This window comes from Pseudomonas saliphila, from assembly GCF_008638345.1.
Lineage (GTDB): Bacteria > Pseudomonadota > Gammaproteobacteria > Pseudomonadales > Pseudomonadaceae > Halopseudomonas > Halopseudomonas saliphila.
In genome coordinates this window covers 1-22111 of sequence record NZ_VTVA01000016.1, presented here as the reverse complement: position 1 = coordinate 22111, position 22111 = coordinate 1, and the positions used below count along the sequence as shown (strand labels likewise).

At 53.4% G+C, this 22111-nt stretch carries 18 protein-coding genes; 10 read left to right on the top strand and 8 right to left on the bottom strand.

From position 1 onward, the window contains the following. Positions 1-5: 5 nt before the first annotated feature. Positions 6-2159 carry a DUF3427 domain-containing protein gene (locus tag FHK95_RS20120; RefSeq protein WP_328592958.1) on the top strand — a complete coding sequence of 718 codons (2154 nt, stop codon included), beginning with the start codon at positions 6-8 and terminating at the stop codon, positions 2157-2159. A gap of 100 nt (positions 2160-2259) precedes the next feature. Here FHK95_RS20120 and FHK95_RS15635 read toward each other — a convergent pair whose 3' ends face one another. Further along, positions 2260-2916 (bottom strand): lysoplasmalogenase, encoded by a 657-nt coding sequence (locus FHK95_RS15635; protein WP_150305567.1) that lies wholly within the window; start codon positions 2914-2916, stop codon positions 2260-2262. A 546-nt stretch (positions 2917-3462) separates the two neighbouring features. On the opposite strand from FHK95_RS15635, the gene FHK95_RS15630 reads away from it, so the two are divergent. The 5 genes from FHK95_RS15630 to FHK95_RS15610 all read left to right on the top strand — a co-directional run bounded on the left by FHK95_RS15630 (position 3463) and on the right by FHK95_RS15610 (position 12591). Then, on the top strand, positions 3463-4443 hold the full coding sequence (locus FHK95_RS15630; RefSeq protein WP_178114820.1) for an HlyD family secretion protein: 981 nt from the start codon (positions 3463-3465) through the stop codon (positions 4441-4443). After that, complete coding sequence (locus FHK95_RS15625) at positions 4433-6001, top strand: DHA2 family efflux MFS transporter permease subunit (RefSeq protein ID WP_150305565.1); 1569 nt, start codon at positions 4433-4435, stop codon at positions 5999-6001. The genes FHK95_RS15630 and FHK95_RS15625 overlap by 11 nt, the downstream gene beginning before the upstream one ends. 632 nt (positions 6002-6633) lie before the next feature. Then, complete coding sequence (locus FHK95_RS15620; RefSeq protein ID WP_150305564.1) at positions 6634-7140, top strand: hypothetical protein; 507 nt, start codon at positions 6634-6636, stop codon at positions 7138-7140. A gap of 14 nt (positions 7141-7154) precedes the next feature. Continuing rightward, entirely contained in the window at positions 7155-9449 is a 2295-nt protein-coding gene (locus FHK95_RS15615; protein ID WP_150305563.1) for a hypothetical protein, read from the top strand. Positions 9450-9528: 79 nt separating this feature from the next. Beyond that, positions 9529-12591, top strand: coding sequence for a tyrosine-type recombinase/integrase (locus FHK95_RS15610; protein ID WP_206668594.1), 3063 nt, complete (start codon positions 9529-9531; stop codon positions 12589-12591). Between the two features lie 293 nt (positions 12592-12884). Here FHK95_RS15610 and FHK95_RS15605 read toward each other — a convergent pair whose 3' ends face one another. From FHK95_RS15605 to FHK95_RS15590, 4 genes are read right to left on the bottom strand one after another with little or no spacing between them, the layout of a single operon-like run. Continuing rightward, positions 12885-13745 (bottom strand): DUF7281 domain-containing protein, encoded by an 861-nt coding sequence (locus FHK95_RS15605; protein ID WP_150305561.1) that lies wholly within the window; start codon positions 13743-13745, stop codon positions 12885-12887. A 2-nt stretch (positions 13746-13747) separates the two neighbouring features. After that, positions 13748-16501: a hypothetical protein gene (locus tag FHK95_RS15600; protein WP_150305560.1), complete on the bottom strand. Its 2754-nt coding sequence runs from the start codon at positions 16499-16501 to the stop codon at positions 13748-13750. After that, entirely contained in the window at positions 16501-17115 is a 615-nt protein-coding gene (locus FHK95_RS15595) for a condensin complex protein MksE (protein WP_150305559.1), read from the bottom strand. The genes FHK95_RS15600 and FHK95_RS15595 overlap by 1 nt, the downstream gene beginning before the upstream one ends. Next, the gene (locus FHK95_RS15590; RefSeq protein ID WP_235906807.1) at positions 17112-18308 is read right to left on the bottom strand and encodes a hypothetical protein; all 1197 of its coding nucleotides are present in this window, start codon (positions 18306-18308) and stop codon (positions 17112-17114) included. Before FHK95_RS15590 ends, FHK95_RS15595 begins: the two co-directional genes overlap by 4 nt. Before the next feature lie 248 nt (positions 18309-18556). Between FHK95_RS15590 and parS the strand changes: the two genes are divergently transcribed. The 4 genes from parS (at position 18557) to FHK95_RS15570 (ending at position 20185) form a co-directional block, all read left to right on the top strand. Then, entirely contained in the window at positions 18557-19018 is a 462-nt protein-coding gene (gene parS, locus FHK95_RS15585; RefSeq protein WP_150305558.1) for a type II RES/Xre toxin-antitoxin system antitoxin, read from the top strand. 85 nt (positions 19019-19103) lie between these two features. Next, positions 19104-19520 carry a helix-turn-helix transcriptional regulator gene (locus FHK95_RS15580; protein WP_178114819.1) on the top strand — a complete coding sequence of 139 codons (417 nt, stop codon included), beginning with the start codon at positions 19104-19106 and terminating at the stop codon, positions 19518-19520. Next, positions 19483-19635 (top strand): WCX domain-containing protein, encoded by a 153-nt coding sequence (locus FHK95_RS20495; protein WP_150305556.1) that lies wholly within the window; start codon positions 19483-19485, stop codon positions 19633-19635. The genes FHK95_RS15580 and FHK95_RS20495 overlap by 38 nt, the downstream gene beginning before the upstream one ends. 196 nt (positions 19636-19831) lie before the next feature. Beyond that, positions 19832-20185, top strand: coding sequence for an antitoxin Xre-like helix-turn-helix domain-containing protein (locus FHK95_RS15570; RefSeq protein ID WP_408003633.1), 354 nt, complete (start codon positions 19832-19834; stop codon positions 20183-20185). 68 nt (positions 20186-20253) lie between these two features. Here the strand turns inward: FHK95_RS15570 and FHK95_RS15565 are convergent, their stop codons facing one another. Genes FHK95_RS15565 through FHK95_RS15555 form a run of 3 tightly spaced genes read right to left on the bottom strand, consistent with a single transcriptional unit; the run spans position 20254 to position 22008 of the window. Continuing rightward, on the bottom strand, positions 20254-20913 hold the full coding sequence (locus FHK95_RS15565; protein WP_150305555.1) for a metallophosphatase domain-containing protein: 660 nt from the start codon (positions 20911-20913) through the stop codon (positions 20254-20256). After that, positions 20910-21425 (bottom strand): HAD domain-containing protein, encoded by a 516-nt coding sequence (locus FHK95_RS15560; RefSeq protein WP_178114818.1) that lies wholly within the window; start codon positions 21423-21425, stop codon positions 20910-20912. The genes FHK95_RS15565 and FHK95_RS15560 overlap by 4 nt, the downstream gene beginning before the upstream one ends. Further along, a complete protein-coding gene (locus FHK95_RS15555) occupies positions 21415-22008 on the bottom strand; it encodes a 3'-5' exonuclease (RefSeq protein ID WP_150305554.1) in 594 nt (197 codons plus the stop codon). Before FHK95_RS15555 ends, FHK95_RS15560 begins: the two co-directional genes overlap by 11 nt. Positions 22009-22111 lie beyond the last annotated feature (103 nt).

Below are 22111 nucleotides of genomic sequence, written 5' to 3'. Positions count from 1 at the left end.
AGGAAATCCTGGAGCAGCTCTGTGTTGAGAGAGATGTCCACGATCGTTTTCGGAACCTCGTAGTAGCCGCCACGGGCACCGGCAAAACGCTTATCTCCGCGTTTGATTTTCACCAGTTTCTGAAGGCGAAACCTGACGCCAATTTTCTATTTGTCGCGCATAGAGAAGAGATACTGAAGCAGGCTCGCGAAGCGTATCGAGGCGTACTGAGAAACAATGCCTTCGGCGAGCTCTGGGTTGGCGGGCAGCTGCCTGATCATTACCGCCAGTTATTTGTGTCTATCCAGACTCTAAACAATCAGCTGAACCAGCTAAATCTGACACCGGGCTATTACGATTACATTGTGATCGATGAGGTGCATCACATCGCAGCCTCAAGCTACCAAGCGGTACTTGAACATTTCTCCCCTTCGATACTGCTGGGCCTGACGGCAACGCCAGAACGGCATGATGGTGGGGATATTCTCAGTGACTTCGGCGGCGTCATCGCGGCTGAGCTCAGATTGCCCGAAGCAATCAACCGTCGTCACCTTAGCCCATTTCAGTACTTCGGGATTGATGACGACACAGATCTGCGCACCATTCCATGGAGCCGCGGCCGTTACGATATCGCTCAGCTGACAAACTTGTATACGCACAACCACAGTCGCGTAAAAAAAATAGTGCGTACCTTACTGGAAATCGTCACTGATATAGGAAGCATGAAGGCCTTGGCTTTCTGTGTGAGCCGTGACCACGCGAACTTCATGGCGCAGCAGTTCCTACTGCACGGTATCAATGCTGATGTACTGACCAGTGATAACAGTCATGAGCGGCAGCAGAAGCAGCAAGCCATTCGCTCAGGGCAGATAAACGTCCTGTGTGTGGTCGATATCTTTAACGAAGGTATCGATATTCCAGAGGTGGATACTTTGTTGTTCTTGCGCCCAACGGAGAGCTTAACCATTTTCTTGCAGCAACTTGGTCGGGGTCTTCGCCTTTCAGATGTCAAGGATTGCTGCACCGTGTTGGATTTTGTGGGTAACTCACGACCGGAGTACGACTTCACGAGCAAGTTCAGAGCACTGGTCGGCAAGTCAGAACGATCAATTGCAGAGGAGCTGAAACAAGGCTTCCCCCATGCGCCGCTAGGTTGCCGCATCGAGCTCACCCGGAAAACTCAGGAAATGGTGCTGAGGAACATACGGCTGGCGACCCTCACAATGAAACGGCTCGTATCGCTGGTCCGCCAGTTTCCGCAACATTCAACACAGCCACTGACCCTAAGAAATTTTCTAGTACAGCATCCGCACATTGACCTCAATGAGCTCTATAGGCGCGCCAGTTGGTCGGAGCTGGTTAGCAAAGCCAAAAATGAGGCAGGCGTTGATGACTCGTTGTTCAAAATGGTGAGGAAGGCCATCTACAATCGGATTCTGGTTTGTGATGACCATGAGTATCTGCTGTTCCTGAAGAAACTGTGCCAGGCAGGCTTTGTTTGGGCGCAGGTGGACAATCGTCGAGCGCTTATGTGCCATTACGATTTCTGGCAAAAAGCAGGGCCGGAGCTGGAGTTTGAGTCGCTTTCTCAGAGCATGGCGGAGCTCAACAAGTTGGGACTTCATCGGGAATTGGTTGACGTGCTCGAGTGGAAGTTGGCCCAGACCAAGCATGCGCAGCCCACTATCCCAGACTTGCAGGAGGTCCCACTGCGTCTGCATGCGCGCTATTCCCGAGAGCAAATTCTGGTGGGGTTTGGTGCGACACGCTTCGATCACCAGCCGCTATCGATGGAGGGAGTATTCGTGGTCCCTGGACCGAAAACGGAACTCCTGTTCGTGACATTAGATAAAAACGAGAAGCAATTTTCCCCGACAACGATGTATCAAGACTACGCCATCAATGAGAATTTATTTCATTGGCAATCACAAAACAGCGCCCGACCGGACCGCGGGCGCGGGACGGAATACATCAACCATCGCTCTATCGGTAAGCGGATCTTCCTGTTTGTGAGGGAGCAAGCCAAAGATCAGTTTGGTCGTGCTATTGGCTATGTGAACTACGGCGAGGTTTATTATGTGTCGGACAGCGGTTCGCAGCCCATGAGCATCACCTGGGCACTCCGCATGCCAATGCCGAGTTTCATGTGGCAGCAAGCTGCAAAACTGGCGATAGCATGACAGTCGTCTCCTACACCAACACGGCCAACAATTCTTCGGCCAGTATCAATCCCTAACCTTCGAACAGGCCAGGGTGACAGGCTTCCGCAGTTGGTCAGCATCACTGGCCTGGGTTGGACGCCCCCTTCAACCGCAACAACCCCAACGCGATCAACGTCTGCCCCGTGAAGTAACAAACCACGATCACCGGAATTGCATAGGCAAACGGCTGAGCAAACTTGTTTATCCCAATCAGCGAGTCGGCAATGACGAACAGCATCGCGCCCAGCCAGAGCAGGCCGGCCTTGTCTTCGACCCGGCAGGCCATGAGGGCCATGGCGTACAGGCACAGCAAATAGATCGCAACGGGCATCTGATAAGCGCCGGCGGCGGGGACCAACCACAGGGCGAGCAGCAGGCTGTACAGGGTGACAGGCAACATGCGCCAGCGCAGCCAGGGTTTGCCCCTGGCCATCAGCGCGAAGCCGGCAACAAAGGCTAGTTGGTTGACCAGAAAGGCGCTCAGTGCCTGAATAAACAGCCCGTCCCGGGCGCCATAGTCGAGAAAAAAATCCCCTGCCGCTGCGGCGATAAACCCCGCGCCCAGGCATATCCCTATCTTGCCGGGATAGGCGCGCCAGGCGAGCACGGCGAACACCAGCATGGGAATAGGCTTGAGCAACCAGCTTAGGGGGTAGGGCTTAAAAGGCAGCAAGGCGAGGTAAAACAGCCCCAGTACCACAGCCACGGCAAAACAGCGGCGCTCGAAGGCGGACATGAGTGACTCCCGAAGGTTGTTTTTGTTGTGCCCTGCATAGGCTCATGAACTGCACCAGCGATTACGTTAGGACTCGTGCTAATCGACCTCGAGCCTTTGCCGATCATCCGAACCTCAAACAGTCATCCAATAATACGCGGCGTTGAGTGACGACAGTGTACGGGCAGCCCACAAACCACCCGTATTGTGCTTTGGTTGCTCGTAATTCACGTCATTGATGCAGTGAAATAGAAGACTTTGAACCTCGATGATTGATGGTATTTTCAGTGACATTCTCCCGAGTACCACTGGCTGGATGACGTAAATAGACGCCGCTCTCTGAGCGTGCTCATAGGACGGCATTGGACCAGCAACTTGAATCCTTTTGGCAGATCTGAGCTTGCGCTAGCTTCTAGAGTTCGGTTCTGGTCATGCGATTGTTTGGATGAAAATATGAGAGCTGTATCCTGGCGAGGAATGATCAGTTTCAAAATACTGTTGGCTCTGTTTTTGATTACGGTTACTGCTGGGTGGGTAGGTCAATGGCTACATCACAGGTCGAACCACTTGAATATAATCGACGCCCGAATCAAAACGGACATGGTGGCTATTGCGCCGCGCCTGCCGGGTTGGACTACTCGATTGAGCATAAGGGAGGGTGACCATGTCGTCCGGGGGCAAATCCTTGCTGAGATAGACGCCAGTGCTACTGAGGCCGATCTGGCTGTCCTGGCCGCAGAGCGAGCCGGGGTGGAGAAAGAGCGGGCAGAGGCTGTGGCAGAGTTGGAGCTGCAGGTTGCAATAGGCGACAGCCGCGTAGAGATAGCCCGTTTACAATTGGATAGAAGTGATGTTGGGCTTGATCAACGCAAACTTGATGTCACGAAAAGCGCAGAAGATCTGGAACGGTTGGAACGGCTCAGGGACAAGGAGGCGATCTCTGCGCAGCAACTTTCAGAAGCCCGTTATCTGTATCGCTCGGCGGGGGTCAGACTGCGAATCGCCCAGTCAGAGCTAGCAGAGCATCAAGCGGCGATAGCGCATGCAGAGGCAGAGCTATTGGCTCAAGGTGTCCTGGAGCGCCGTTTAGAGCTTATCGATAGCAGGTTGCGTGAACTGGATGCGAGACTCAGCAAGCTCCAGTTAGATGTGGAAGATCGAATAATCAGAAGCCCGATCGATGGCGTGGTCGCCAGAAGTTTTGTTGAGGTCGGCGAATACGCTCAAACGGGCCAGAGTATGTTTCTGATCTATGACCCAGCCAATGTATGGGTCGAGGCGAACGTAAAGGAAACAGCGCTCGCGAAAGTACGAAAAAATCAAACAGTTGCTATCGCTGTAGATGCCGTTCCTGGGCACGAATTTTCGGGTTTCGTAAAAAGTATAGGAGCGGCGGCAACGAGCGAATTCTCACTCCTGCCAAGCCCTAATCCGAGCGGAAACTTTACAAAAACAACCCAGCGCTTACCGCTGCGTATCGAGTTTGAAAATGCTGACGATCGGCTACTGCCGGGTATGATGGTCGAGGCGGAAATCAGTGTCGACTGATTCTCTCTTTGAACAGTACGGCCCTGCCTACAAGTGGCTAGCAACAGCGACTGCCATGCTCGGCACATTGTCGATGACGCTGGCGACCACCATCGTAAACGTGGCCATTCCCGACATCATGGGCAACTTTGGCATGACCCAGACAAAGGCCCAATGGTTATCCACAGGCTTCCTGGCACCCATGGCGGCCTTCATGTTGGTCAGTGCATGGACTTTGCAGCGATTCGGGATGAAGTGGGCCTATATCGGCGCGGTAGCAATTTTTATGGTTGCTGCAGTTATCGGTGGCATGAGCCAGAGCGAAAATATGATCATATTTTCTCGAATGCTCCAGGGCGCCATGGCTGGTATTGTCCAACCCCTTGCTATGACAGTTATTTTTACTGTTTTTCCTGAGCGCCAACGTGGTATCGGGATGGGCATTTATGGGATTGGTGTGATATTGGGTCCGGCGATTGGCCCGGCGGTAGGGGGTGTTCTCGTCGACTGGATAAGTTGGCGTGCGGTATTTTTTATGCCACTGCCCGCGTGCTTACTTGCGATTGTCTTTGCGCTCTTTTTCGCGCCGGGTAAGGATGACGAAAGCGCTTCTAATGATTTTGACTGGTTCGGGTTTGCCCTGTTGTGCTTGTTTATTGGCTGCTTACTGTCGGCCATTTCAAATGGACAGCGTATAGGCTGGGATTCGCTAGAGATCGTCAGCTTGTTCGTTGTTGCGCTTACGTCGTTCTCGGGATTTATCATCTGGGAGCTGGTCAGCCCACGGCCCCTGCTCAATATTCGAATATTCGGAGTCCCCGGGTTTGCCGCAGGCTCGGCTATCGCATTTTGTTTTGGCTTTGGGCTGTTTGGTTCGACTTATCTCATACCTATCTTCGTGCAGGATATTCAGGGTTACACCGCTACCACCGCAGGCCTGCTACTGATGCCCGCAGGCATAATCATGGCGGCAGCTTTTCCGTTAGCAGGGTATATGACGGATCGTGTTTCAGCGCCTGGCATCATCGCCGGAGGGATGTTGTTGCTGGCCGTGTCCTGTTGGGCGCTTAGCTGGGCCGATGTGTCAACGTTGCCTTGGGTGATCATGTTTTGGATCGCGGTTGGGCGCCTGGGGTTCGGGTTTGGATTGCCAGCCATCAGCACCGGGTCCTTAAGAACGCTGAACATATCATTAGTTAGTCAGGGTTCGGGAGCCAACAGCTTTGCTCGACAACTCGGCGGTGCCCTTGGCGTTAATTTGCTGTCGCTAGGATTGGACGTGCGCACCACCCATCACGCGAGGGCATTTACGGATGCCCAGACGGTGAACAACCCCATAGCTCTCGAGCTGTTATCCAAAATCCAAGCCATGGGCGCGTCTATGGGCCTTAGTCCCGACCAGCTCGTACCGGTATCTCACCAATTCCTGAAACAGATAATTGAGTTTCAGGCGTATGCCAGAGGGTTCCAGGACAGCTTCCTGTTGCTGAGCTTCGTGTTCATATTTACCTTGGTGCCGGTAGTTGTAATGTACCGTGCAAAGCAGCCCGCACATTCGTCCACGCCGGTAGTTAGGTAGCCAATTGGGGGCGGTGTGTGACGTTTGAAGCGAATGGCTCAGGGGGAAATTCAAGAAGATAGGTGGGTTGCACCGTTTGTGATCAAAGCTGCAGCGGCTTTGACACGGTACAGACGGGAGATGTGCGAGACCGAAGGAAGCCAGCGAGAATTGCTGAGCGAGGGTGGCGCAAGCTATTGAAATACAAAAAATGGCGCACCCGACTGGATTCGAACCAGTGACCCCTGCCTTCGGAGGGCAGTACCGCCTAAATGTTTTGATAGGTCTTAATCCGTATAATCTCATGTAAACCGCGTATGTCAAGACTTTCAGAAGGTTTCTCTGCTTTGTAATTTAAATCAATTAGCGTAAATTAATGCCTGTATCTTTAGGTCAACGAGAATATCGGGCACAGGATGCAGATAAAAAACGCTCAAAAATACAATAATTATGAGTATTGCCTAAAATGCCGGGTTACAGATTAACCTCCTGCCTCGTCGGTGATGGTCGCGAACTCCTGCCGGCACCCGATACAGGTGCTAGAGAGCGCGAGCCCAAGAACCAACCCCTGGAGCCTTTAGGAAAACATGATGACGTCGTACAGAGACCTGCAGCTCAGCAACCTTGTGCCCCACCCCGTAATAGCGGAGTTGGTGAATGCATCCCTGGCGTTCGAGGACCCGCAACATCTCGCGCGATTCAGTGATGAAATGTTGGAGGTCTTGCAACGATCACAGCCCGCGCATGTTGTGCAGGAAAAGCCAAAGCCCGAGCATGACGTGCAGGAAAAGTCACAGCCGGCGAGATATCTGTTTTTTGCTGGGTGGCGCCTGTTTCATGAACTGCGCCGACGCGGCGTCAAAAAGATCTGCGCGGTCGTTCATGAAGAATCCCCGCCAAATATGGAGGCGTGGGCAGTAATGGCTGAGCTGGGAGTGCTGAGCGCCGCGGGCAGTAATGAGCGCTACAGAACAGAGGCCTACCAACTGCTGAGCACCCAAAAAGTGCTATGGCCAAGAATTTTCTCCGGTGACAGACCACGTACACCGGCTACAGCGCTTGAGCGTCTGTGTGGTATATCACGAGCTGCCGCACAGAGAATCGCCAACCCAGCAGACACCCAGTTAGAACCAAGCCTGTTAGAACAAATACTGAATTAAACGCGAGAGCAGCAGTGATTCAAATACTGATGAGGCTGGAGCATGACGCACACACTACTAATGTCCTCGTGCGACGGGCGAACGAAATTCTATCTGGATGCGTGCTGGATTCTGAATATGGTCATGATTTAAAGGACCTCGCACAGCAGTATGCCAGTGCCTCCCCACATGATGATCCTTGTGAGGAGCATTTAAAAAACTTTCTTGGACAGCTGCGGGAGAAGAAGCAAATCACGGAGGCGCAAGCCGAGGCTTTTTTGTGTACACCTCCTCCGTCAGCATCACTACAAAATTTGCAGTCCTTCGTCCTATTAGCCGCCCTTGAACACCAAAAGGCATTTGGAGATTTGGGAAGGACGCTGCGAGCAATGTCTGCGTATCGTCTACTCGTCGAGGATCGTGCAAAAACTAGTAAACGTCTGAATAGCCTCGAGGTTGAAAAGCTGCTGCCTATTGCAAGCCGCACCTTGGAGAGCCTGTTAGGAAGCATTGATTTGATCTTGGGCAGCCTGGCCGCCTCACATAAAAGCTACGCCCAGCAGCGGCTGATGCCAGTGCGGCGAATACTGGAAGATGTCGTTTCGAGAAATCTTAAGAACAAACGTACACGACGCAACGCTTCTGAAGATGAGGGCACTTTCTCGGTCGGCGGTCAAAGAAGCGGTGGTTCTCTGATATATACAGTCTCTCAATCAGTCAGCACGCGATATGCGCTTGAGACAGACGAAACACCAGGTTATATCGAATTGTCGCTGCAGACGACCCTATCGGACGTAACACAAGAGACCTCAGAGTACCGTGCGGACCACCAAACCCCGGGTGTTTTTCTGGCAGCACAGGCTGAAAAAACTGCCCCAGCCAGTTTGCGGAGATCGTATGCCCTGAGTGCTATGCACGCGAAGGTCGTAGCCGGCGTCGTTGAAAGGCGCGAGAAGAGACTGGTTTGCCTGACTAACAGACTAACCAAATACGAAGTGGGGATACTGCTGTCGGAGCTCGCAAGCCGGATGGAATTCTGCGATGTTTCGTACATGCTGTATCTGGTACTGGCGACAGGTCGTAAGCCCGAAAAGCTTCTACAGGCTAGGCAGGTAGCTCGAACTGGTGATTTTCATGAAACCGGCGATGCATACCGTTTAGGACAGTCAGGCAGTATCTACTGGCTATACCGCTACGAACTACCACCGCATCGGCTACCCGAAAAGCAACAGCGACTGCTGGATCAGCAAAAAGCTGCCGTGGTGATGCCAGTGCCCTGCGCCGCGAAGGTGGTTCGTTCCCTTCCTGATGGCAAAGAGCTGGAGCTTCAAGCTGAGGAGCTTCTCAAAAGGATCAATAAAGCGAACTCTACCAAGTTGTCGGTCAGCAAAATTGCTGATCACCTGGCGAATTACCTACATCGTCAGGGAGTAGATGATGTTCTGATCGCCCTGATTATTGGAAGCCCTGACATCCAGGAGGCAGGGCTTTATTACACCCAATATGACACCGTTTCCATCTATAGGGCTTATCAAAGATACCTGAAAACCGAGCTGAGGACTGAAACTCCAGATCCAGATGAGAGTAAAGCCGAGCTTGGCGGCTCGCAGTTGGTGGTCAAGGAAGAAGCAGTTGTCGCAATTTTTGACCACCTACAGAAAAGCCTTCAGCGATTAAAAGACCGAAGCTGGATCGAAGTACACAACCGGTACGTGATGTACACAATCCATCTTCTGAATATTGCTACTGGTCATCGCCCCGTTATAGATCCCTTTGATGACATCGACCACATCGACCTGATAAGTAAAAAAATCTTCATTTCAGATAAGGAATCGCGACTGACCTCCAGCTCTGCGCGGACCCTCGTACTGCCAGACACCGCCGTAACCCAAATCAAGCTCTACAACAAACACCTGGAAAGACTGCATATCCAGATGCAGAGCTTATCCCCGACATTTGGTAAACAGCTCGGAGACGCACTCAATGGGAAAGGCCGACTGTTCTTCTTCGTACAGCAGGGTGACATGGCTGACGAATTCAGCATAGTTTCTGTCTCCCCTAAAAGTGTTGAAGATCTCTGGGCGGGTACTTTAGGTCTGCCATCGAACTGGCACCGTCATTTTTTACGCAGCTACCTGCTAAGGCAAAAAGAGGTTACTGGAGAATCAATCGATACCTGGATGGGTCATGCGAAGCCAGGACAGGAAGGACTAACCCGATATAGCGGAATGAGCATTAAGGCGCTGGAGACGATTGCTCTGGTGATAGAGCAGCTTTTTAGTAGGTTGGGAATCATCCCTCTTACCGACCAAGGCCGTGCTCATGAGTAGGCCTCTGTATGGCTCGGCTTTGCGGGCAAAAAGAAATGACATAAATTACTCGAATGCTAAAGCGCAGGTGCATGACGCTATGCCCGGCTTGATAGCTACTCACCTGCCTGCACTATCGGGATGTCCCCTTGATCCTGAGGAGTTTGGCGCTCAAGTACAAAACTTTCAACGCTTTCTCAGGACGGAATACCCTGATATTAAAAGGCTTAAGATCGCTTACGAGTTTCTGGCTGATTTCGTAGCGAAAGGCAATGAGCAAGGTTTATGGCAACTGGACATCCCGGCAATTATTGTCAGTGTTTCGAGGACGACCACTAGCCGAAGTCATACCAATTTCAAGGCAGGCATCAGGGCCGGCAAGCTGTACCAGAGTTGGCTGCACCAGTTGGCTATCGAAAAGCATTCATCAGATCCAGAAACCAGGCTGGCCGATGTACTTATTTCAGCAGTTTTTTATGGAGGCTTGGCAAATCCCCGAGCAGTCACCAGCCTCGCCAATGTGCTCGTTAGTGAGCCTAAGCCATTACAAATTGCCGGGGACAACGGTGCGTTTGCTTGGATAGATTTGATCTTAATTGGTGATAAAGACCCCCTGAATGAAAAGGCTTCTGACGAAAGCGGCACAAAATGGCAATCACTCAATAGGTTTTATCCAGACAATAGAACACTCGGACAGCTCGTTCAGTTTCAGCACATAAAGAAATACACCGACCTAAGAGAATCTGGAGAGCGTAATCAATCTGACGTCTGGGAGATTCTGAGGAAGAGGCTGGCAGGCAGCACTCAAAAAAATTCGATCACTAGTCTCAGCGCCTTCTGCCAAGGTGCTCAAGCGGTTACAGAAACATTACCTGATGTTGAGTTGCCGCAAGCATTGCTAGAGTGCGCAGCGGGTCGTGTTGGTTCAGTGTCGCTACCGTCGAAATTGTTACAGAAGTGGCTTCTGAAAACTCTTGACGACGCCACACCAAAGGCATTTTCCCTAAGCGGCGCGCAGATCGCCTGGAAAAGTGGCCAGCCAAAAACCTCTCTAAACCACGGAGCCCAAAACAGCTACTCAGATTCCGGGGAAAAGAGATCAGTAGACGCTCTTATAAAGCAAATTAGTGCTGCTTTGCATACCGAGATTTCCGGAATAAAAAATACGCCAGCTCGTGCCATAGCGCGGCTGCAGGAAATAGGTGGCCAAGCGCTCACGTTGAACGCTGCCCTTCTGGTCGACTGGCTCCTCGACTGTCTTGTCACACGCAAAATCAAGGTGTCTTCGGCTTCGCGTTACTTTTCCGAGTTGGGAAGTCTTTGGCTGTTTCATACAAACGAAGCTGACATCGATGATATGGATGAAAGCGAGCTCGAACAGGTCTATCGGCAGATACTTACCTTCAAGCCTGGGGAGAAAATCAAGTCCCTGAATTATCTCCAAGCTCGCTTGCGGGATTTACATCGATTCGCAACCCAGTCGGATCATTACGGACTACCCGAGTTAACCGGCTTTTTTGAGTGCGCGGGCGATACACAGTTACAGCCACAGGTCAGGACAGGGTACATCCCGGAGCACAACTACCAAGCCATGATTCGAGGCGTGCGAAACCTGACGGGCGTTGACCTAGACACAAAGGAAGGTCTTGCTGTGCTCCTGATCCTGGCATACCGCACCGGCCTGCGGCGAGGGGAGCTGCTCAAGCTGAGACTGTCAGACATCGAAAAGTCTGATGAGTACTGGTTCTATGTGGTAAATAATCGCTACGGGAACAATAAAACCGACTCGGCACGTCGAAGAATTCCCGTTTACTTACTGCTGCTGCCTAACGAGCTAGAACGGTTTCGTCAGTATTTAAACCACCGTCTTGCTCAAAACAAGAACCACATAAACACACTGCTTTTTTCAGAACCGCATGCAGTGAGTGTACCTTATAGAGGCAGCATCGTTTCAGGCCTCACCAAGGACCTTCTAAGCTTCCAGGGCCTGGATGAGCTGTCATTCCATCACTTCAGACACAGTACTTTGACAAACATATTTGTCGTGATGGAGGAGAATCCGGACTTAATTGTAACGCTGACCGGATACAGTGTTGAGCAGGCCAAAAAAATACGCTCTGAGTTGTTCTGCTCAAATCCGATGAGTAGTCGAGACAAGTACAGTGCGATAGTCGGGCTTGCTGGGCACCTGGTGCCTGATACAACATTTTTGTACTACGTTCATGAGACAAGCCTGCTCTTCTGGCAGCAGCTTGCTAAATTCGATCCAGTGCTGGACAAAGAGCAAATTTCTCGTCTAAGTGGTCTTTCGTCTAAGGCCATAAATCCGTATTTCATTGCTAATGACGAAACAGTCAGGCTTTCAGCTATGCGGCCCGAGATTTTAAAACGGCTTGCGCCGATGTCTCGGACCTTTAAGACAAAAACGTTAAGCACTGTTGCGACTGAAGAAGCTCCCTACACGCCTTTGAGACCGAAGCCAACAGTTCGTGATTGCCACGCTGTACTTCGTGATCTGGAGGATGGTGACCCTGTCCTTACGCTTTCTGTGCGTTATGCCATTGATAAAAACAAAATACTTGGATGGCGTGAGGCTGCTAAGGAAATACAAAGCTTAACTACAAAGGCCGGAAACAGTCGACACTTCCCCAAGGATGTGGCCCCAAAGGCCATCGGAATCCCCTTGGCGCCGATAAGACCTCAAGATAGAGCGACCGCGGCTGAGACTGATAAGGTGATCTCGCTTCTTCGGGACGCATACGGCGAAGACAGTATAGGAATTAGGTGGTGTATAGAATATTGGAAAAATAACACGAGCCAAGCGAAGCCAGGTACACGGTTTACCCACTTTGAAGATGCAGCAAAATTTGTAAATTCACTTGAACGGGTCATACCTAAAGGACGCTGGGGCTTGAATATTTTAGTAGCTCCAAAGGTTTCCATTGAAGAGCTGGATACCTGGCGTTCGCTAGGCATAAGCTACCAAATGCAAGAGGTCTCCCAGGGCAGCTCGGTTCAGGCATATCTGAGATTAAGGCATATCAACGAAAAAGAAATCATTGGTAAAAGGAAGCACATAAAGCAGTTTTCCTCGCAGCTGCTGAACTACGTCTTTCACATGCTTGCGATAATGGTCGCCGGAAGTAGAGTTGGAAAACCGTAGGATTTTGGCGTTACGTAGGATACGGGGACGGCCCTACAAACAAGCAATTCATGAGCTAGGGAGACGCTGCATAACCCATCCGCTGCTGCCTGGCTCAGCTTTTGAAATGATAAGGGGCGGACAAGACCACGAATTCGGCCTTTGTTGCCTCTACAATTTATTACGGCTGCAGCGGACAACTGGTTTGGTACTCCCGGTTTTCAGCGGGGGAAGCTCGACTAGATTCAGAGGTCGGCTATAGAAAATATCGACATGAATGTCTTGTTTGATAAAAAAGCTTATGAGGCTGAACCTCAAACCGGTAGCCACACGGCTTCCTGCTCCAGTGCCAAACCCGTCTGGCACATGCGATCTGTTAAGGGGCTCAGGTAATCCGGTAATTGTGATACGACACTGTTGAACTCGCGGTAGGTGTCCTGCCATAGCCTGTGGCTGCCGTAGCGTTCCAGCCTGGTTTGCCAGTCAGGCATCAACCAGCATTCGCAGGCTTCACCGAGCAGCGCGACAAGCCGCGCAACATTGGCCAGCCCGACACCGTCATAGTCCGGGAACAGTATCACGCGGCTGGCGCGTGGTTGCCTCGCCAGCCAGGCTAGGAGTCGGCCATCCAGCTGTCCGCCGTAGTACAACAAGGTCGCTTGGGTATCTGCCGGCAGCCAATCGGTACGATCGAACAGCGCCTGGTTTTCCACCAGCCAGAGCGGCTGTGAGGTTTGCCAGCTGTCCTCGGCCTGTAGTCGCAAGCTGGCTGCGCCGTAATTCTGGGTGAGCTGGCTGAGCGGGAGCTGGTTGCCGTTTTCGTCCTGATGCCAGAACACTCGGTCACCGACTGCCTTCAGCTGGGGGTAGTAGCTGTCATGCTGGTGATTGCGTGCCTTGCTGTTTCGCGCATGAGCGATGTGTTGCGCGCGAAGCGGTAAACTTTCAGTGTTTGGCATCTCGACCTGGGGGGAGAGTCCGGCTAGGTGGATGTTAAACAGTTGCGAATCGCTGACGCGGTACACATCGCCGCGCCCCTGCCGTTGGCAAGTCACCGCGCCGGTTTGCCGGGCAAAGCCATCAAGGGCGCTGCGTTGAGCGGGGGTGAACTGGCTGGCGGGCAGTGTTGACTGGCCGTGCAGCTTGAGCAAGGCGGCGCGCAGAGTGCTATCCATGCTCAGGCTTCCACTGGTTCGATGATCTGCCAACTGAAGCGGCTGATCTGGTTGCTTCCATTACGCTGGTGGATCGGGACGCAATAGCGCACTGTGGTCAGCGGCGCGGGGGAGGCAAAGATCAACGAAAAACCGAACTCCGCAGCCGTGTCGATCAGGCTGCGCTGGTTGCGGGCATCCAGAGCCAGCGCCTCGTCCAGGTAACAGATGCCTTGAATGGGCCGGCGCTGATCTTGCATCAGGTGCAGCATTGCCAGACCGGTCACCAGCTTGGCCATCAGCACGGTGCCGTTGGAGGCGGCACTGTCGAGGTCATCAAAGCCTTCAGGCTCACGATCCGCCTTGCCGACCCAGAAACGCAGGCGGAACAGATCAGCCACCCGCAAGCCGTGACGTGCGTTGCCCTCCTCGATCAGCAGGGCCTTGGCACGGTTTAGCTGGTCATCGTCGAGCACACTCTGCTGGTTGAACAGCTCGAAGGTATCTCCATTGTTCACGGTGGCCGCGGTATTGATCAGTAACTCGATGGCTTCGACCAGGGTGGTTTCGTCTTCCGGTTCGATCTTAAACACCTCCAGATCGGACAGTTGGCGCCCGCTGATCTTGCGGTTGAACTCGCGCATGCGCCTCTTGAATGCAAGCAGCCCGTCGCGCAGCTCGCGCAGGCAGGCAGCTACGTTTACTACCGCCGAACGCACTTTCTTTTCCAAGGCTTCGGCTTCTTGCGGCAAGTGATGGGCAAATTCAATCAGGCGGGCGATTTCACTCTCCTGATCGCCAACAAATTGATATTTGGTCAGTCCGCCGGTATGGATTTCACCCAGCAGTTGGCGAATTTGTCCATCCAGATCCAGCAACTGGCGGCAGTCCTCCAGATAGGTCTTCAGGCGCTCAGTCAGCTGTTCCAGCGGGAACTCGGGTTGTGCCAACCACGGCTGGTGCGGTAGGTCGGCCAGCCAGATAAAGGAACCTTCGTGATCAATGCGTTGGTTGCGGCGCTGTTCGATCTGCCGGTGCTGTTGCTGCAAGACATCTAGATCCTGCTTTCGCTGTTGACGCTGCTGATCCAGCGCCCGGTGCCTGTCTGCCGACTGCGCCAGGCTGGCAGAGAGTTCGACGAGCCTGTGCGTCAGGGATTCAAGCCGATCCTGGCGCGCGGCTCTGCTGTGTTGCAAGTCCTGCATGTGTGTGTAATAGCGTAGTTCACTATCCAGCTCTGCCAGTTCTCGGTCCAGTGCATGGCATTGCTGTTTGACGCTTTCCAGTTCCCGGACAGTCGTCAGTTGCTCTCGAAGCAGAGCCTGTTGCTGCTGTAAGTCCTGTTGTAGCTCGTCAAGTTCTTCCAAGGTGCGTTGTTGATACTGCGTTGGCAGGGCTTCCAGCCGCAGGCGCAGGCCGGACAAGTTGAGCTGCCCGGTATCGGTGCCTGCCAGCGCCACTGCCAGTGCATGGCTATCGAGCTGGTAATCCGCTGCGCCTAGGGTCAGCACCGGTTTAGCCAGTAGCCTGGTAAGTCCATCAAGTTGTTCTGCCGGGATCAGGCTGGCCAGTTGCTGATACAGATTCTGTCCCTGGGTACGTATCTCCTGGACCAGTTGGGCCAGCTCCGTATCCAGTCGAGCCAACTCGCGCTCAATGGCTACTGGTGAGCGTTTCTGTACCTGACTGATACGTCCCATTAGCGCATCGCGCTGTTCCTGGAGTTCGCGGCGGCGCGACTCAAGCGTGCTGAGCTCGGGAATCAGGGCAAAACGTTGCTGCAGTTCGTGCAATTGTTCACATTGCTGGCCCAGCTGGGCCTGTTCCTGCTGGCATTGGGTCTGCTCTACTGCTGACTGAATATCTTGCTTGCGCAACTGCTGCAGCGCTTCATCGCACTGTACCAGCTCATGCTGCAGTGTGTGCCGGCGGGTTTCATAATGCTGCTGCCACTGCCCCAGCGCCGCATCAATCAGCGGACGCCAGCACAGCAACTTGCCGCGCAGTATCTTTCGGGCATCCTGTCGCTCTTCCAGTTCGCTCAAGGAGGATTGCTGGCGCACGGCGGCTTGGTACTGGCTGCGCTCGGCGTTGAGGTCGGCGAACGCCTTGTCCCACTCAGCCTTGAAATCGATGCTGGCATCTGGCAAGTCACGGCGGAATATCTGCAGGAGGTAGTCCTTCACTTCGCTGGAGCGCAATTTGTCCAGCCTTAGTGTACGGGTGAGCACGCGCTGAAAAACGCTGGCGTCGTTTGCGTGCTCGAGTCTGAACACGCAAAAGTCCTGCTGGCTAGTGAGTTTGCGGCTGCGTCCCCCGTACACCATGTCGGCGAATTCGCTTCCGCTGTAGCTGAATACCCTGCGTCCGTGGCTGCCCAGATGGCTGGCTAGTTGAGGCTGCGCAACCAGTGTGCCATCCGGCAGACAGAACTGTTCGGTCTTGAGCGGGCCGGCATAGGCAAAGTATTCGTAGTCGAAGCTGACCCCTTTGCCTACGCAGCCGAGTACCACTGTTCCGGACTCCGGCAGGGTGACTTCCAGGAGCACATAGGCGCTGTTGTTGGGGAAATAGAAACGCCGGCTCTTCTCCACATCGTGCGCACCAAAGTCCATGCGGCGCCGGTCGATAATCAGCAAGAACTGCAGGGCATTGATCAGGCTGGTCTTGCCGGTGTTGTTGGGGGCGACCAGTGAGACAGCGCCATCCAGTGGCAACTCGGCGCGCGAGTACCCGGCACTGCCCAGCAAGACAAGGCGTTGGAAGCCGTACTGCATCAGTCCTTCTCCCCGTCGTCCGTTATCTCAAGGGCAGTATCCTCGTCAGCAACCGGGCTTGCCTCATCGCTGTCGTCCTTGGCGGTCAGTGCCAGGCCTTCGAAGTGGTCAAGGTAGCGGCACACCGCAGGCAGCAGTCGCCAGCCGTTTGGCTCGGCCACGGCGAAGCCCAGGTTGCAGGCGCGAACCAACAGATCTTGAAGAGCATCAGGGTGCAGGCCCTCAGCGTCCAGCAGCTCTTGCTGTTGCTTGTAGACTTCGCTCAGCCAGTCGCTGTCGATCAGCCAGTCAGTAAAGCGTTGCAGGGCTTTGCCTGCATTGGACTGGGCGTCGAAGATCACCATGAAAAGCAAGGCCAGCTGGCGGCTGGCTTTGCCAATGTTGCTGTTGGCTTCTCCGCTGTGGAACCAGGCAAAACCTCTGGCATCCAAACGCAGGTCAAACCCCAGCGCGACAAACAAGGCGGTATAGCTGTCTTCTTGTTGTTCCAGTTCAGCCCACAGCGCAGGCTCTGCCAGCCGGTTCAGGTGCTTGCCGGAAAGAAACAATCGAAATAGCTCCGCCAATGCCGGCATCTGCGACAGTGTGGCTGTCAAAGGGTGAGAAATTGTCATTCTGGCGTACTCACACGGTGGGGGTGGTGCAACACACGGATTGTCTGTAGACGGGTTTTTACGGGGTGCGCTGCCGGCTCGAACTGCCAGTCTGGTTCGTGTTGCAGGTCATGGAACAGACGCAGCAGGGTGGCATCCTGTAGGTCAGCGTAATGGCTGTTCAGCCAGTCGAGCAGGTCTTCCACCGGCAGGCTTCGGGCCAGGTGTGCACGAATAGCAGCTTCGTCGACGTGCTCCAGCAACTGCATGGCCTCACCGGGCTCGTCCTGTGGAAAAGCCACGGCCTGCGGTTGGTAGGCTCGTGCGGCAGCCATGACCATGCGCACTTCGTCGCCTAGCTGCAGCTTAAAGCCGCGCTCGTTGCGCCAGACGGGGAGTGCCGTATTGTCGGTATGGCGAGACAGAGCACGCCGCAGCCCACGCTTGCGAACCTGGCCCAGCAGCAGACTGATCGCGCTACTCAGCACATTGTGTTGACGTAGCTCTTCGCGCAAGGGCAGCAGAGTGTCGGCACACTGTTGTGCGACCAGTCGACCAAAGCGCCGCAGCTCTTTGGCTTGATGTGCTACCTGACGCAATTGCAGGCGATGCGAATAAAGCACGCCTTGTACCGAGAGCCTTTCCAGCCCCAAATCGAGGGCGTGCTCCGCGTCCTCCAGGTAATGATAGAAGGTGCCCTGCGGGCCGGTGTCCATCATCTGGTTCATTGGTTCCACATACTGATCATAGGCTTCCAGTACACGGCGGTAGCGCTGGCTGATCGGCATACTGCTATCGGCGCTTTTGGCGTTTTCGGTCAGCTCAAGGAGTGCGTGTCGGTCCTGATCAAGCTGCAGGCTGATCTGGCGAAAGAGTTCAGCGAGCTTGTTGGCGGCGGAGCGCACGCGGTCCATGTCTGCTTCCGCCATCCCCTCGTTGAGTACCTCGGTGGCCTCGCGGATGGCGATGACTCGTGCCTGCAGCACAGCAGCCAGACCGAGTTCGTGCTCGCGGGTGAGGCCCCGCACGAACTCCAACACATAGGCGTTTAGCTGAAGATCACTACTGCGCGGTAGAGTTTGCAAAATATTGGCGTTGACCAGCGCACGCAGCACAGCACCCTGCGCTTCAACATCAGCTTGTGCAGACACCCTGGCGATGCTGTTCAATACCTGATCGCTGGTCAGCACGGCAAATTCGCGTGATAGCCGCATCAGGATCTCCACGGCGTCCCAGTGTGTATAAAGTGAATGGACCAATGAGCGGGGAGTAGTGGTCACCTTAGCCTTGCCTTCCATGTGTGGCGTTGTGATTTCTGCGAGTGTTATCCATAGCTGCATTGTGCACTAATTGCATGTGATTCTGCAGGGCGGTCTCAGGGACCAAGTGCAACACATGAGATAGAGTGCTGCCAGAAAATCGCCTATCTTGTTTGTATCAATAACCTGAGTGGGAGTTGTCAATGATTGATATCTCGGAGTCTCTCAATAGGGTTCCTGCCAATCAATTGAAGGTCGGCTTTTGGCAGACAGCAGAAAGCTTGGCGAAACTCAGAGAAGCCGAGCACATAGCAATCATACGGACAGGGCTGCCTTCGGCGACGATCCGGATGGCCGCGGCGGCTCTCAACGTCAATCGCCAAGTCTTGTGCAGCGCATTGAATGTGTCTATATCGACGGTCAATCGGAGACTAAAGGACGGCAAACTGCTGGATGCTGTGGCTTCAGAACGCGTAGTTCGATTGTTGCAGATAGCCCGATTGGCGCGTGACTTATTTGAGAGCGAGGAACGGGCTGCGCATTGGCTATCAACTCCTAATAATGCGTTGGGCGGAGCGAATCCCTTCACCTTGTGCGATACGGAGCTAGGTGCGAGGCAAGTTCGGCGCACCCTTCGCTCAATCGAGTGGGGACATGCGGCATGACCTACCTTGAATTGCCTGAGCCAGGCGGACAAAAGAATCCACATTACGGCTGCTATTTTTAGGCTCTCCTTCTGTATGGGAGGGCGTGACAGATGCCCTCCTAAGCGAATATTCACTGGATGTGGAGTATCAGAATCGTGTCAAGAACGAGCTAAAAAGCTACACGCTGCATCCATTAGGGCTGGTGAACAGAGACAGCATTTCTTACTTGATCGCTACTGTAAATGAATACGAGACGCCATTAATGTTCGCCCTTCACCGATTTCGCTCGATAAACCCAAGTGCCTCGGTGTATAGACCAAATCCGCAGTTCGATCTCCAAGTATTTATCGACCAAGGTGCTTTTGGATTCCCTGTTCAGCAGTCGCCAGTTCAACTCCGAGCGCGGGTTAGCAAAGAAATAGCGCTGACGTTATCTGAGACAGCGTTGAGCATAGAGCAACGGCTGTGGCCTTCAGAGCAGGATGGTTGGTTTAATCTGGAGGCTTACGGTTGCGCATGACCAACAAACGCTCTGGTGGCTCAAGAGCCATGGTGCCGGGGTAGAAGTTTTGGAACCCGTAAGCTGGCGTGAGCATATTTTGCTTCAGGCCAAGGAAATAGCCGCTCGCGGGTAACCTGCGGTTGACTGGGACAGGCCCGGCCCAGACGCTCAAATGTGTGCTTGCTGGTGTCTTGCTATTGCATAGCACCATTGCCGATTGACGTCACTTGTGCCGAGCATTATGGACTGAATTGAATCAACCCAACCTGAAGTACATCATGATGGTTATTGCTCAAGAACATAGTCCGCCTAGCGAGAACGCGAAGCACATGATTGGCTTGCGCGCGGCCGTTACTATTCTTGAGCATTGGAAAGCCAACCGTAACCAGATCCAGCAGGTGCTACGCATTTCCCCGGCTACCCTGCTCCGAACAAAGGGCGAAGCAACCGCATCGAGGCTGGACGGTGACCAGCTTGAGCGCATCAGCATTGTGCTGAACATACACGCAACCATGCGCACTCTTTTTAAAAATCCAGCAAACGTCTATGGCTTTATGGGGCGCCCGAATGGCAACGAGTTTTTTAATGGGCGAGCACCGTTGGACGTTATCTCACATGGCAGTATGCTGACGCTTGTTGAAACCTATCGTCGAATTAACCGACTGCGCAACGGCCTTTGGTAAATCCTGAGAGGCCAGCTGTCGTTTATCCAGCACGTGCTGGCAGCACGCTATAGGCGATAATCAGGCACTCAGACAGGCGATGGCTTTTCACCAAGCTCGAGCTCCAACACTATCGGTGGATTATTTGGCTCGTATCGCTCATTACAGGTACTCGCATTGACCAGGCTTAGCGCTCCCCGCTGGTAAACGCCGTAACCTTCATGAATATGTCCAAATATATGAGCTTTTAAGGAAAGACGGTCAATCCGCTCCAGAAGGTCAAGACATCCTACATTTCTAAACCCAAGTCCCAGCTCGACTTCATCGCCAATACCCTGTGGTGGCCCATGGGTAATAAGAACATCAGTGTCGTCAGGGATGAGTGCCCAGGCATCATAAAGCGGTTGCCCCCGGTCCAGCATAAAGGCCCAATTCCAAAAGACGGGTGTCCAGGGCGAACCCCAAAACCTCACGCCCTCAATCTCAACACCGCTATCTTCCAGGTAAATCGCGTTGCTGAGTGCGTCGCGGACCAGCTCTGGGCTGTCTTGAAAGGCCCAGTCATGGTTGCCGGCAATGACGATCTTGTGCTTGTGAGGCAGTGTGCCCAGCCAATCATTTAGCTCATGAACATCGTCCAGTGTGCCTTGGCCAAGACTGTCTCCTGCGTGAATAAGGACATCGCCATCTGGAATGTCCCGGATGCTGCTGTGCATGCTATGGGTGTCGGATATGCATACTAGCTTCATGGGTTTCTCACATTAAGAGCCCTCAACTTCTCCTGCAGCCGTAGCTGGGTTTCAGTTGATGAAAGCCCAAGCATCGGATCTGTATGCACAAGGCTTTGATGTTGGCCAGAGGGCCATCCGACAGCGTCATCATCGATAGCCAGCCAGGGCATAGCAACGGTTTGCCGGTTGAGGTGCGCAGAAATCTGGTCGTAACGAGATTGCTGATCCCACTCAATGATGCCATCGGTGGTTGTGCTCATCGCTGAATGCCAGGTGCCACCAATAACCCTTTCCGCGAGGTGAGCAGGCAAAAAGGCTAATGCTCGACGAAACCCCAATTCTCGTACCCAGCTGGTGGACAGGACAATGCTCAAGTCGGGATACGGGGCCAGAGCTTCAATAAGTACCGGCGCCCACATGAACAGCTCGCCCGGAGCTCTTAGCTCAATGTGCCCATTCAAACGGCGGTATACGGCATCCGGGTGCAGGACCCCGTCATAGTCGAGAAAAATGAGTATCTCAGTTTTCATCCAGATCGTCCGCCAGCGACCAATTTAGAAACGGCAGCAACCGTGCGATGTTCCTAGCATCATCTATGCCCCGGTGTGGCTGACCGTCAAACGTCAGTCCGTGGTAAGCAAGGGCGCTGGCAAGGCTGGTTTTCTTGCGCTGCTTTGTTGTGAGTCGCCAGAGCTTTTTTAAATTGAGGTGCGAAAGGTGCAGCAGCCTGGAATCGGCGTTATCGAGGGTGCACTGAGCTTTAAGGTGATTCAGGTCGTAGTTGCCCCAACTGCACCAGAGTAAGTCTGGTCCGGTGTCGTCCAACCATGTATCCATTTGCGCGATGGCATTTGGTAGCGTCGGGGCGCTATCAACCATGGCTTGGGTAATATTGGTTAATTCGGTGCAGAACACGCTGAGGATCGGTTGGCGTACAGGCCGGACAATGAAAGAGCGCGAATCAAGAACAGCGCCAAGTCGATTGGTCAGCACGCAGCCAATCTCGATAATTTCCATGTTGTGGATGCTCTGCGGCTCACCCTCTGGCGTTGCTGACTCCCAGCAGGTTGCTTCAAGATCAACCACAAGAAGTGGCGAGTGTTCGTCTGGCACGGCTTAACCCTTGAATCTTCGACAGGAGAGATGACTGATCATAATCGATAGTGCTTGAGCGGCTTCAATCCCTGAGTACTGTGTCACCGCCGGAGTAATACTG

Excerpts from the sequence above, each read along its gene's own strand:
- FHK95_RS15635 (WP_150305567.1), bottom strand. The coding sequence starts at position 2,916 with ATGTCCGCCTTCGAGCGCCGCTGTTTTGCCGTGGCTGTGGTACTGGGG.
- FHK95_RS15610 (WP_206668594.1), top strand. The coding sequence starts at position 9,529 with ATGCCCGGCTTGATAGCTACTCACCTGCCTGCACTATCGGGATGTCCC.
- FHK95_RS15605 (WP_150305561.1), bottom strand. The coding sequence starts at position 13,745 with ATGGATAGCACTCTGCGCGCCGCCTTGCTCAAGCTGCACGGCCAGTCA.
- FHK95_RS15600 (WP_150305560.1), bottom strand. The coding sequence starts at position 16,501 with ATGCAGTACGGCTTCCAACGCCTTGTCTTGCTGGGCAGTGCCGGGTAC.
- FHK95_RS15595 (WP_150305559.1), bottom strand. The coding sequence starts at position 17,115 with ATGACAATTTCTCACCCTTTGACAGCCACACTGTCGCAGATGCCGGCA.
- FHK95_RS15590 (WP_235906807.1), bottom strand. The coding sequence starts at position 18,308 with ATGCGGCTATCACGCGAATTTGCCGTGCTGACCAGCGATCAGGTATTG.
- parS (WP_150305558.1), top strand. The coding sequence starts at position 18,557 with ATGATTGATATCTCGGAGTCTCTCAATAGGGTTCCTGCCAATCAATTG.
- FHK95_RS20495 (WP_150305556.1), top strand. The coding sequence starts at position 19,483 with ATGGTTGGTTTAATCTGGAGGCTTACGGTTGCGCATGACCAACAAACG.
- FHK95_RS15570 (WP_408003633.1), top strand. The coding sequence starts at position 19,832 with ATGATTGGCTTGCGCGCGGCCGTTACTATTCTTGAGCATTGGAAAGCC.
- FHK95_RS15565 (WP_150305555.1), bottom strand. The coding sequence starts at position 20,913 with ATGAAGCTAGTATGCATATCCGACACCCATAGCATGCACAGCAGCATC.
- FHK95_RS15560 (WP_178114818.1), bottom strand. The coding sequence starts at position 21,425 with ATGAAAACTGAGATACTCATTTTTCTCGACTATGACGGGGTCCTGCAC.